Origin of the sequence: Amycolatopsis sp. MEPSY49 (assembly GCF_051337345.1) — a bacterium.
GTDB lineage: Bacteria > Actinomycetota > Actinomycetes > Mycobacteriales > Pseudonocardiaceae > Amycolatopsis.
Genome location: NZ_JBDLYJ010000008.1, coordinates 421,047 through 432,518, shown reverse-complemented (window position 1 = coordinate 432,518; position 11,472 = coordinate 421,047). Strand labels below are relative to the sequence as shown.

The following is an 11,472-nucleotide window of genomic DNA, read 5'->3' as shown; positions in this document are numbered from 1 at the left end:
CCGCCGAACTTACGTTGGAGAAGGGCCTGGGCCCGGTTGAGACAAGAGATTGTCTCCCGGCCCAGGCCCTTCTTTCATGTCCACAGTCATGTCCACAGTCATGTCCACAGTCATGACCGCAGTCAGGGCCGCGGCACCGGCCGGCTCCGCAGCGGCGAGGACAGCACCAGGGACGTCGTCGTCTCGCCGTATCGCTGCACCTTCTCCACCAACGACTCCAGCTCGGTCGTGCTCCGGCACAGCACCCGCAGGATCCAGCACTCGTCACCGGTGATGTGGTCGGCCGCGACGACCTCAGGCAGCGGCAGCACCGCCGTACGGAATCGCGGCGTGTCCAAGCTCCGGACCCGGGCCCGCACCAACGCCTCGATCGGCAACCCCAGCTTCGCCGTGTCCACCCGGGCCGCGTAGCCCGTGATCACCCCGCGCTCCTCGAGCCGGCGCACCCGCTCCGTCACCGCGGAGCCGGACAGCGACACCCGCCGGCCCAGCTCCGAAAAGCTGAGCCGGCCGTCCTCCTGGAGGAGCTCCAGCAGCTGCCAGTCGACGTCGTCGAGGTCCACCGTGATTCTCCAAGTCGAACCGGGCCAGAACGGCGAAATCCCCGGCCGAGCCGGGCTTCCACCCCGATTCTGCCCTGTGGCGGAAGCCCCGCCACCAGCAGGATTTACCCCATGACACGCATTCTCGCCGTCCCCGCCCCGGCCCCGGAGGCCGCCACGCAGTACTTCGGCGCCGAGCTCGCCTTCGAGGTCGACCCCGACGACCTCGTCCGGGACCTCGAAGCCGGCCACACCGACGGCTACGTGATCGTCGAGACGCGGGCGCCCGAGGCCTTCGCCCAGGCTCGCATCCCCGGCGCCGTCAACCTGCCCTACCGGGACATGACGGCCGAGAGCACGAAGCACCTCGACCGGGACCTCGTCTACGTCTGCTACTGCGAGAGCGTCAACTGCAACGCCGCCACCAAGGGTGCGCTCAAGCTCGCCCGGCTCGGGTTCCAGGTCAAACGGCTCTCCAGCGGCATCACCGCCTGGATCGCGGCCGGCTACCCGGTAGAGGGAGCCGCCACCCCGGGAATCCGCTGCGCCTGCTGACCTACCCTGAAAAGCGTGACACGACTGCTCATCATCCAGCCGGACGCTTCGGACCCGCTCGGCCCGCTCGGCGACTGGCTCACCGACGCCGGCGCGGAGCTGGACCTCCGGCTGCTGCCGGACGACGGCCTGCCGGACGACCTCGACGGCTACCGGGGTGTCGTCTGCCTCGGCGGCGGCATGGCCGCGGAAGACGACGCGAAGCACCCCTGGCTCGTCGACGTCCGGCGGCTGCTGGCGAAAGCCGCCACGAAGAGGATCCCGACCCTGGGGATCTGCCTCGGCGCGCAGCTGCTGGCCGTCGCGACCGGGGGCCGCGTCGAGGTCGGGCCGGACGGGCCCGAGGTCGGTCCGCACCTCGTCAGCAAGAAGGACGCGGCGTGGACCGACCCGCTCTTCGCCGACCTCCCGCTCATGCAGGACGTCCTGCAGTTCCACAACGACGCGATCACCCGGCTCCCGCCCGGCGCCGAGCTGCTCGCGTCCGCGCCGCGGTACCAGAACCAGGCGTTCCGATTCAACCGGTGTGTCTACGGTGTCCAGTTCCACATCGAGACGACACCCGCCGTCGTCGAGAGCTGGGCCGCGGACGAGCCCGAGATGGCGGAATTCGCCCGTCCGGGCTCACTCGAGCACGACGCGTTGATCACCGTGCACGCCGACATCGAGGAAACGTGGCGGCCGTTCGCGCAGCGGTTCGTCCGGTTGGCCGCCGGAGAACTCGAGCCCGCCGCCGACAGTCAACGGTCCTTACCGCTGGCTTAACAGCAGGGATCACAACGAGCAACAGCCTGTTAACGGCAGGCGTCACCCTTCAGGTACCTTGCGGGAGGAGTCCCCACAAGGGTTCGGAGGTCGGGGTGGAGCCCTCGTTGCTGGTCGTGATCGTCGTCGTCACGGCCCTGGTTTTCGATTTCACGAACGGGTTCCACGACACCGCGAACTCGATGGCGACGTCGATCGCGACCGGCGCTCTCAGGCCCCGCGTCGCCGTCGCGATCTCCGCGGTGCTGAACCTGGTCGGCGCGTTCCTGTCGGTGGAGGTCGCCAAGACGATCTCCAGCGGCCTGGTGGACGACACCAAGATCGGCCCGTCGATCGTCTTCGGCGGGCTGATCGGGGCGATCGTCTGGAACCTCGTGACGTGGTTCGTCGGCCTGCCGTCGAGCTCGTCGCACGCGCTGTTCGGCGGCCTGATCGGCGCCACCTGGATTTCGGCGGGCACCGACTCCGTCCACTTCGGAAAGATCGTCGAAAAGGTGCTCGTCCCGGCCGCGGCGAGCCCGGTGATCGCCGGGGTCGTCGCGATGGGCGCGACGTACTTCGTCTACCGGTTCCTCGTCCGCGGCCGCCCGGCCACGCGCGGGTTCAAGGTCGGCCAGGTCGTCTCGGCGTCGCTCGTCTCGCTCGCGCACGGCACCAACGACGCGCAGAAGACCATGGGCGTCATCACGCTCACGCTCGTCACCGCCGGCAGCCTGCCCGCGGGCGCGGCGCCACCCGTCTGGGTGATCATCAGCGCCGCCTGCGCCCTCGCGGCGGGCACGTACCTCGGCGGCTGGCGCATCACCCACACCCTCGGCAAGGGCCTGACGGACATCGAAGGCCCGCAGGGCTTCGCCGCCCAGACGAGCTCGGCGCTGGTCATCCTGGTCTCGTCGCGGCTGGGTTTCCCGCTGTCGACGACGCACGTGTGCTCCGGCGGGATCATCGGCTCCGGTGTCGGCCGCCGGGAGGCGCCGGTGCGCTGGCGGATGGCGGGCCGGATGGTCATCGCGTGGCTGTTCACCCTGCCCGCGGCCGCGATCGTCGGCGCGATCTCCGGCAAGATCGCCTCGCTCGGCACCGCGGGGACCATCGCCGTCGGCGTCGTCGGGGTGGGTGTCGGCGTCGGCATCTACCTCCTTTCGCGCCGCCACCCCGTCACCGCGCACAGCTTCCAGGTGCCCGAGCCGACGCCGGCCGGCACCGAACCGGGGCAGCTGGCCGCCTGAGCCAGGTCCCGCGGGATACGGTGGTCCGTGATGGCAGACCGCGCGCGAACGACCGCTTCGGCGGCGAGGTACGGCTTCACCGACGCCCGTGCCGAGGGTCAGTTGCGCGCGGCCGGCTGGTGGGACGACGCCGGGCCGGTCGAGGCCGCCGCCGACGTCCTCGCGGCGTTGTCCCGTGCGGCGGACCCGGACCTCGCGCTGCGCGGAATCGACCGGATCCGCGAGGCCGACGACGGCGAGTGGACCCGGCTCGAGGAGCAGCTGCGCGCCAACCGGACGTTCCGCGGCCGCCTGTTCGGCGTGCTCGGGACGTCGAGCGCCCTCGCCGACTTCCTCGCCGCGAACCCCGCGCAGTGGCAGTCGCTCCTCGGCGACAAGTGCACGGATTCCGCCTGCTACCGGGAAAACCTGCGCACGGCGCTCGTGCGCGACGACGGCTCGGTGCTCACTGGCACCGAAGCCGCGCAGGCCCTGAAGGTCGCCTACCGCGGCCAGCTGCTCGGCATCGCCGCTGCCGACCTGGGCCACCTCGTCGAGGCCGGGCTCGAGCACCCGCACTACGCCGAGGTCGCGGCGCAGCTGACCGAGCTGGCGGAGGCCGCGCTCGCCGCCGGGCTCGTCGTCGCCGAGGCCGAGGTCGGCACGTCCGCCGAAGGCACCCTGGCGATCATCGCCATGGGCAAGTGCGGCGGCCGGGAACTCAACTACGTCAGCGATGTCGACGTCATCTTCGCCGGCGCGGACGACCTCGGCGTCGCGACACGGCTGGCCAGCACGACGATGCGGGTCGTCGGGAAGGCGTGCTTCGAGGTCGACGCCGCGCTGCGTCCCGAAGGCAAGGCCGGCGCGCTCGTCCGCACGTTGGAAAGCCACCAGGGCTACTACCGGAAGTGGGCCAAGACCTGGGAGTTCCAGGCGCTGCTCAAGGCGCGCCCGGTGGCCGGCGACGCCGAGCTCGGGCGGCAGTACGCCGAGATGGTCGCGCCGCTGGTGTGGTCGGCGGCCGACCGTGAGAACTTCGTCGACGAGGTGCAGCAGATGCGCCGCCGCGTCGAGGGGCACGTGCCGTCCGAGCACGCCGAGCGCGAGCTGAAGCTGGGCCGCGGCGGGCTGCGGGACGTCGAGTTCGCCGTCCAGCTGCTGCAGCTGGTGCACGGCCGCGTGGACGCCGACCTGCGCTCACCGTCCACGATGGACGCGCTGGCGGCGCTCGGCGAAGGCGGCTACGTCGGCCGCCAGGACGCGGCCGAACTGGGCGCGTCGTACGAGTTCCTGCGGATGCTCGAGCACCGGCTACAGCTGCGGCGACTGCGTCGCACGCACCTGTTCCCGGCGACGTCCGACACCGACGAGCTGCGGATCCTCGCCCGTGCCAGCGGGATCAAGGCGAGCGGCGGCAAGAGCCAGGGCGAGGCGCTGCTGGCGGAGTTCCGCAAGCACGGCAAGGGCATCCGGCGCCTGCACGAAAAGATCTTCTACCGGCCGCTGCTGCAGTCCGTCGCAAACGTGCCGACCGAGGCGCTGCGCCTGACGACCAAGCAGGCGGCCAGTCGGCTGGCCGCGCTCGGCTACACAGCGCCCGACGGCGCGCTGCAGCACATCAAGGCCCTCACGTCCGGCGTCTCGCGGCGCGCGGCGATCCAGCAGGCGTTGCTGCCGGTGCTGCTCGACCTCCTGGCCGACACCCCGGACCCCGACGGCGGGCTGCTGTCGTACCGGAAGGTGTCCGAGGCGCTGGAGGACACGCCGTGGTACCTGCGGGTCCTGCGCGACGAGGGCACGGTGGTCGAGAACCTGGCGCTGCTGCTCGGCACGTCCCGGCTGGTGCCCGACCTGCTCGTCCGCGCGCCGGAGGTGCTGCGGTTGCTCGGCGACCCGGCCCGGTTGCTGGGCCGCACACCCGCCGAGGTGGCGACGTCGCTGCGGGCCGCCGTCCGCCGTCAGCCGGGGTTGAACGCCGCCGTCGCGGCCGCGCGGTCGTTGCGGCGGCACGAGCTGCTGCGGATCGCGTGCGCGGACCTGCTCGGCCTGCTCGACGTGCCGGCGGTGTGCGAAGCGCTGTCTTCGGTTTGGGTCGCGGTGCTGCAGGGCGCGCTGGCCGCGGCGTTCCGCCAGCGCCAGGCCGAGCTGGGCCGCACGCCCGCGCGCATCGCGGTGATCGGCATGGGCCGGCTCGGCGGCGCCGAACTCGGCTACGGCTCCGACGCCGACGTCCTGTTCGTGTGCGAGCCGTCCGAAGGGGTCTCGGACGCCGACGCGGTGAAGTTCGCGTCGTCGGTCGCGGAGACGGTCCGGAAGATGCTGGGCGCGCCGAGCTCGGACCCGGCCCTGGAGGTCGACGCCGACCTGCGGCCGGAGGGCCGGAGCGGGCCGCTGGTGCGCACGCTGGAGTCGTACCGCGCGTACTACGCGCGCTGGGGCGAGGTGTGGGAGGCACAGGCGCTGCTGCGCGCCCGCTTCGTGGCGGGCGACGACGAGCTGGGCGAGCGGTTCATCGCGATGATCGACCCGATCCGCTACCCCGAGGGCGGGCTGGACGGCACGAAGGCGCGCGAGATCCGCCGCATCAAGGCGCGGGTGGAGACGGAGCGGATGCCCCGCGGAGCCGACCCGACGCGCCACACGAAACTGGGCCGGGGCGGCCTCGCCGACGTCGAGTGGACGGTCCAGCTCCTGCAGTTGCAGCACGCCGGTTCGGTGCCGGGCCTGCGCACGACGTCGACGCTCGACGCGCTGGCGTGCCTGCCGGAGGCGGGATTGGCGACGGAGTCCGAAGCGGACTCGCTGCGGGAGGCGTGGCTGCTGGCGACGCGGGTGCGCAACGCGGGGATGCTGGTGCGCGGCAAGGCGGTCGACGAGGTCCCGGGCTCGGGCCGCGACCTGGCGGCGGTGGCGAGGGTGCTGGGCCAGTCCGCGGCCGACGACCCGGGCGAGTTCCTGGACACGTACCGCCGCCTCACCCGCCGGGCGCACACGGTGGTGGAGCACCTGTTCTACGAGGCCTGACCTACAGTGAATCTTATTCTGGTTAGGCCGCCGCGGCCCGCACGCACACCCTGCTGATCGCCGCAAAGTCATGCGGCGGCCGACGGCTGAATAAGGTTCACTGGGGCGGTGACCGATCGCGAGCCGTTCCGGACCCGGATCAAGGTCCGGCACTACGAACTGGACACCCTGGGCCACCTCAACCACGCCGTCTACCACTCGTACGGCGAGGTCTCCCGCCTCGAGCTGCTGGAAGCGGCCGGCGCGCTCGAGGGGCTCCCGGGCCTGGCGTCAGTGTTGCTGGAAACGCACGTGGTGTTCCGCCGCGAGCTCCGCGCGGGCGACGAGGTCGACGTGACGTGCGACGTGAAGTTCGGCAGCGGCAAGACGTTCAAGATGGACTCGAACATCTACAAGCTCGACGGCACGCTGGCTGCCGAGATCACCTGCACGCTGGGCCTGATGGACCTGGAGATCCGCAAGCTGGTGGCCGACCCGCGAGGCAGGTACGAAGCCGCGGGCGCGGACTTGAAGCTGATGTCGACGGCGGAATAAGAGCCGCTCACTTCGTATCATGGCGAAGTGAGCCCGAAGCCGAACTTCGCGTTGGTGTCCTTGCGTCCGACGAGTTCGGCCGCTTCGTTTCCGTGGTTCGACCGGCGCGTCACCCTGGTCCGCATCGGCCGGAACGGTTCGGTGGTCCAAGCCAAGACGGAGAGCGAAAAACGGAGCCTGCTCGCCGACTCGGATGAGCGCGATCTGGTGCTCGCGGCATGGCCGGGCGAGTGGAGCCAGGATGTATTCGTCGTCGACGACCTGGGTGCGGCGCGGATCGCGGTCGGCCTGTCACGCCACAAGGCAGCGCCGAAGCAGAGCGACGATCTGCGTGAGCCACGGGCCAGCTCCGAAGATCGATCCGCGCCGGGGCGTGTCGGAGATGTGTGGAGCCACCTTGCCGAGTTGCCCGGTCTCCCCGAGGCGGGACAGCGCGAGGTTGTCGACCACGCAGCCGGGCAATGGTCGGCGAAACTCGCCCTGCGGCTGCTTGAACGCCCTGATCTAGAGGTCCGAAGCAGGGAGCGTCTGTTCGCCGAGGCGCCAAGAGGGCAAGCGCGCGAGCTGGTTGCCAGCGAACACACCACGGCCGCGGAAGCGTTGGCCCTGTCCACCCGTTTCCTCGAGTGCGCGGACGTCGTGGAAGCGGCCCTGCTCCGACCGGATACCAGAGCGGAAATCGAGCGGGCGTTATCACGGTTGTCCTACCGGGAAGCCGCGAAACTCTGGCTGGAAGGCCAGCGCTGGTCAGGTACCAAGTCGCCGCACCTGGCCGAGCTGATCCTGCAGGTCGTGCTGGCGGCAGAACCTGTTGACCTGCCGACGCAGGGGTACGGGGCGGAGCGTTACGAAAAACCGGCGATGATCAGGTCTCTTGCCGGGGTCCTGGCGCCCCCGAAACGACTCGAATTGTTGAACGATCCCCGCCACGGGCGCGCGGTTCAGCAGGCCCTGCTGGCGAGCGAGGAGCTGTCCGACACCGAACTCGTGGCATGCCTGCCCGAGATCATGGGCTCCGCGACGGCTGTCGGGGCCGACGCGGTTCCAGTCATCGCCGAGTACGTCCAGCGGTTCCCGAGGCTGCTCCAGGTGGCCACGGACCAGGTCCGACAGGCTTTCGGCCGGCTGCTCGCCGAGGGGTGGTCGCCGACGCAGGCGGCACGCGCAGGACAGTGGGACGCATTGGTCACGGTGGCGGAACTCGCCGATGCGCCGGAGCTGGTCGAAGCGCTGGCGCACGCGGCGGTGTTCGACATGCCGCCTTCAGCACAGCATGCACAGCGTTGGCGCGAGCCCCGGCGATACCAGCTGGTGGATCTTCTGGTGGTCAACAGCAAGGCTTCGGACAAGCAGATCCGGTACATCCTCGAGCGGTTGCCGGCAGATCACCTCGAAGAGATCAGGCAAGGGGCTCGTAGCCGAAGCCGGCTTCGCCGCATCTGCACGGAGATCAACGAGGAGCGAACGGCCGGGATCCACCCTGCCTCCGCATGGTCTGAGCCACCGCCGCCTGAACTTCCGACCGATGAGACTCTGTCCGCCGTTGCCAACCCCGAGGCCGCTCTCCGTGAACTGCTCAAGTACCGCGGTCGAGACCGAGATCGGGTGTTGGATCACGTTCTGCGATCTGCCTACATGACCGATGAACAGGCCTGGCGGTTGCCGGTCCAGGATTTGCAGGGGCACCCCCGGTACGGACCGTTGCTGGCGGCGAAGATCAAGGAGATCTGTGGAGACTCCGCCGAGCGCTGGCATGTGGTCAGCGAGTCGTTGGGGCGCAGTAACCAGTTGCTCGTGACGACGCTGGTCAGCCGGGTCGAGGCCGTCTGAGCACGATCAGCGCGCAGAAAGAACGGGACGGCGGTCGGGGTATTCCCCTCGACCGCCGTCCCGTGTCTGGTGGGTCGTCACCTGGTGACCTTCACGGCCTGGTGACGGCCTGGCGGGGGCTCGGACCAGTGAAATGCCTGGTCAAAGCCCCGCGCCGATCACACGTCGTAGTACAGGGCGAACTCGTACGGGTGCGGGCGCAGCCGCAGCGGGTCGATCTCGTTCTCGCGCTTGTACGAGATCCACGTCTCGATCACGTCCGGCGTGAACACGCCGCCCTCGAGCAGGTAGTCGTGGTCCGCCTCGAGCGTGTCGAGCACCGTGCCCAGGTCGCCCGGGACGAGCTTGACGTCCTTGGCCTCCTCCGGCGGGAGCTCGTACAGGTCCTTGTCGATGGGCTCCGGCGGCTCGATCTTGTTCTTGATGCCGTCGAGGCCGGCCATCATCATCGCCGAGAAGGCCAGGTACGGGTTGCCCGAGGAGTCCGGGCAGCGGAACTCGGCGCGCTTGGCCTTCGGGTTGTTGCCCGTGATCGGGATGCGGACGCACGCCGAGCGGTTGCGCTGCGAGTAGACCAGCGAAACCGGGGCCTCGAAGCCCGGGACCAGGCGGTGGTAGGAGTTCACCGTCGGGTTCGTGAAGGCCAGCAGGCTCGGCGCGTGCTTGAGCAGGCCGCCGATGTAGTGGCGCGCGGTGTCCGACAGGCCGGCGTAGCCCGACTCGTCGTGGAACAGCGGCTGGCCGTCCTTCCACAGCGACTGGTGGCAGTGCATGCCCGAGCCGTTGTCGCCGGCGAGGGGCTTCGGCATGAACGTCGCCGTCTTGCCCGCCGCGAACACCGTGTTCTTCACGATGTACTTGAACAGCTGCAGGTCGTCGGCCGCGTGCAGCAGCGTGTTGAACTTGTAGTTGATCTCGGTCTGGCCGGCGGTGCCCACCTCGTGGTGCGCGCGCTCGATCTCGAAACCGGTGTTCGTCAGGTTGCGGACGATGTCGTCGCGCAGGTCGGCGAAGTGGTCGACCGGCGGGACCGGGAAGTAGCCGCCCTTGAACTTCGTCTTGTAGCCCTGGTTGCCGCCGACCTCGTCGGCGCCGGTGTTCCACCAGCCCTCGATCGAGTCGATCTCGTGGAACGAGGCGTGCTCGGCGGAGTCGAAGCGGACCGAGTCGAAGATGTAGAACTCGGCTTCCGGGCCGAAGTACACGTTGTCCGCGACGCCGTACTCGGCGATGTACTGCTCGGCCTTGCGCGCGATGTTGCGCGGGTCACGGCTGTACGCCTCGCGCGTGAACGGGTCGTGCACGAAGAAGTTGAGGGCGAGGGTCTTCGCCTTGCGGAACGGGTCGATCCGCGCCGTCGCCGCGTCCGGCAGGAGCAGCATGTCGGACTCGTGGATGGACTGGAAGCCGCGCACCGAGGAGCCGTCGAACGCGAGACCCTCTTCGAAGGCTTCTTCGGTAAAGGCCTTCGCGGGGACCGTGAAGTGCTGCATCACGCCGGGCAGGTCGCAGAACTGGACGTCGACAACTTCGACGTCCTCGTCGGCGATGAGGCGCTGGATGTCGTCTGGAGTAGTGGGCACCCTCGGTGACTCCTTCTCGTTCGAGCTCGTACGGCAGTGCTCTCTTCGGCTCACGCTAAGAGGGCGGTGTTGCCCGACCGTCACCCGTATGTTTCGCGGGTGTTAACGGGTGGGTGGATACCGGCTATCCGACCAGGGCGGATGTGGTCCGCGCCACCGGCATACCCTGGATGGGTGGCGAGATGGACCGGAGAATGGCTGCCCGGCACCGGCGAGGGCCGGCAGGACGCTGATCAGCGGTGGCCCGGCGAGAAGTTCGGTTTGCCCGAATCCGGCGTCGGCTCGGCGGCGAGCGGGGGCGCGCGGCTGCTGGGGCTGATCGTCGACCTCGTCATCGCGGCCCTGGTCACGGCCATCTTCCTGCACCCCAGCCTGCAGGACCCGGCCGCGATGCAGGAGTTCAACCTCTGGTCCGGCGGCGTGTGGGCCGTCATCTCGGTGCTCTCCGCCGGCTTCTTCGGCTTCACCCCCGGAATGGGTGTCGTCGGCATCCGCGTCGCCCGGCTCGACGGCGCCGCGCTGGTCGGGCCGCCGCGCGCGCTGGTCCGGGCGGTGCTGACGTTCGTGATCATCCCGGCGGCGGTCCGCAACGCCGACGGCCGCAGCTGGCTCGACCGGCTGACCGGCACCGTCGTCATCAAGATGCGCTGAAACGACGAAGGCCCCGTCCTCGGACGGGGCCTTCGTCGTACGCGGGGTCAGCGACGGCGGATCGTGCGCTGGACGTTGCGCATCTTCGCGCCGGCCGGCATCGGGCCCTTCGGCATCGCCGCGCCGCGGTTGCCGAGCGCGGCCAGCTTCGCCTCGAGCGCGTCGACCTGGGCCGGCTTGAGGTTGCGCGGCAGCTTCATCAGGAAGCCCTGGAGCTTCTTCAGCGGGATCTGGCCCTCTTCGTGGCCGATCGTCACGTCGTAGATCGGCGTGTCGCCGACCAGGCGGGAGACGCGCTTCTTCTCCTGGGCGAGCAGCGTCTTGACGCGGTGCGGCGCGCCCTCGGCGACGAGCACGACGCCCGGGCCGCCGAGCACGCGGTGCACGGCGTCGAGCTGCGTCGTCGCCGCGACGGTCGGCGTCACCTTCCAGCGGCCGCGCAGGTTCTCCAGCGCCCAGGCCGCGGCGCCGGGCTGGCCGTCGGCCTTCGAGTAGACCGTCTTCTGGACGCGCCGGCCGAAGATGATCATGGCGAGCAGGGCGCCGAGCACCAGGCCCAGCGGCAGCAGCACCCACTGCGAGTCGAAGAAGAACCCGATCCCGAACAAGACGCCCGCGACGACGACGATCGACCCGACCATCCACGGGATGAGCCACGGGTCTTCCTTGCGCTGCATCTTGAAGGCCTCGAAGAGCTGGCCACGGCGTGCCTTGCTCGCCGCGCGCTTCTCCTTCTTGGCCTGCTTGGCCGCTTCCTTGTCCTGCTGTCCCGCCATA

Annotated in this window: 10 protein-coding genes; 7 read left to right on the top strand and 3 right to left on the bottom strand. The window is 69.9% G+C overall.

Going from position 1 to position 11,472, the window contains the following annotated elements:
- Positions 1–122: 122 nt before the first annotated feature.
- Entirely contained in the window at positions 123–563 is a 441-nt protein-coding gene (locus ABFJ78_RS33155; protein ID WP_436390717.1) for an Lrp/AsnC family transcriptional regulator, read from the bottom strand.
- A 111-nt stretch (positions 564–674) separates the two neighbouring features.
- Here ABFJ78_RS33155 and ABFJ78_RS33150 point away from each other — a divergent pair, with 111 nt between their 5' ends.
- From ABFJ78_RS33150 to ABFJ78_RS33125, 6 genes are all read left to right on the top strand, one after another.
- Positions 675–1,097 carry a rhodanese-like domain-containing protein gene (locus tag ABFJ78_RS33150; protein ID WP_436390715.1) on the top strand — a complete coding sequence of 141 codons (423 nt, stop codon included), beginning with the start codon at positions 675–677 and terminating at the stop codon, positions 1,095–1,097.
- A 15-nt stretch (positions 1,098–1,112) separates the two neighbouring features.
- On the top strand, positions 1,113–1,862 hold the full coding sequence (locus ABFJ78_RS33145) for a type 1 glutamine amidotransferase (protein WP_436390713.1): 750 nt from the start codon (positions 1,113–1,115) through the stop codon (positions 1,860–1,862).
- 95 nt (positions 1,863–1,957) lie between these two features.
- Entirely contained in the window at positions 1,958–3,091 is a 1,134-nt protein-coding gene (locus ABFJ78_RS33140) for an anion permease (protein WP_436390711.1), read from the top strand.
- Positions 3,092–3,121: 30 nt separating this feature from the next.
- Positions 3,122–6,097 carry a bifunctional [glutamine synthetase] adenylyltransferase/[glutamine synthetase]-adenylyl-L-tyrosine phosphorylase gene (locus tag ABFJ78_RS33135; RefSeq protein ID WP_436390709.1) on the top strand — a complete coding sequence of 992 codons (2,976 nt, stop codon included), beginning with the start codon at positions 3,122–3,124 and terminating at the stop codon, positions 6,095–6,097.
- 108 nt (positions 6,098–6,205) lie between these two features.
- On the top strand, positions 6,206–6,631 hold the full coding sequence (locus ABFJ78_RS33130) for an acyl-CoA thioesterase (RefSeq protein ID WP_436390707.1): 426 nt from the start codon (positions 6,206–6,208) through the stop codon (positions 6,629–6,631).
- Positions 6,632–6,658: 27 nt separating this feature from the next.
- A complete protein-coding gene (locus ABFJ78_RS33125; RefSeq protein WP_436390705.1) occupies positions 6,659–8,461 on the top strand; it encodes a hypothetical protein in 1,803 nt (600 codons plus the stop codon).
- Between the two features lie 158 nt (positions 8,462–8,619).
- Here the strand turns inward: ABFJ78_RS33125 and glnA are convergent, their stop codons facing one another.
- A complete protein-coding gene (gene glnA / locus ABFJ78_RS33120; protein WP_436390704.1) occupies positions 8,620–10,044 on the bottom strand; it encodes a type I glutamate--ammonia ligase in 1,425 nt (474 codons plus the stop codon).
- A 261-nt stretch (positions 10,045–10,305) separates the two neighbouring features.
- On the opposite strand from glnA, the gene ABFJ78_RS33115 reads away from it, so the two are divergent.
- Entirely contained in the window at positions 10,306–10,695 is a 390-nt protein-coding gene (locus tag ABFJ78_RS33115) for an RDD family protein (RefSeq protein ID WP_436390743.1), read from the top strand.
- A 47-nt stretch (positions 10,696–10,742) separates the two neighbouring features.
- Here ABFJ78_RS33115 and ABFJ78_RS33110 read toward each other — a convergent pair whose 3' ends face one another.
- Positions 10,743–11,471, bottom strand: a complete 729-nt coding sequence (locus ABFJ78_RS33110; protein WP_436390702.1) for a DUF4191 domain-containing protein — start codon at positions 11,469–11,471, stop codon at positions 10,743–10,745.
- Between the last annotated feature and the right edge of the window lies 1 nt (position 11,472).

Excerpts from the sequence above, each read along its gene's own strand:
- ABFJ78_RS33135 (WP_436390709.1), top strand. The coding sequence starts at position 3,122 with ATGGCAGACCGCGCGCGAACGACCGCTTCGGCGGCGAGGTACGGCTTC.
- ABFJ78_RS33110 (WP_436390702.1), bottom strand. The coding sequence starts at position 11,471 with ATGGCGGGACAGCAGGACAAGGAAGCGGCCAAGCAGGCCAAGAAGGAG.
- ABFJ78_RS33150 (WP_436390715.1), top strand. The coding sequence starts at position 675 with ATGACACGCATTCTCGCCGTCCCCGCCCCGGCCCCGGAGGCCGCCACG.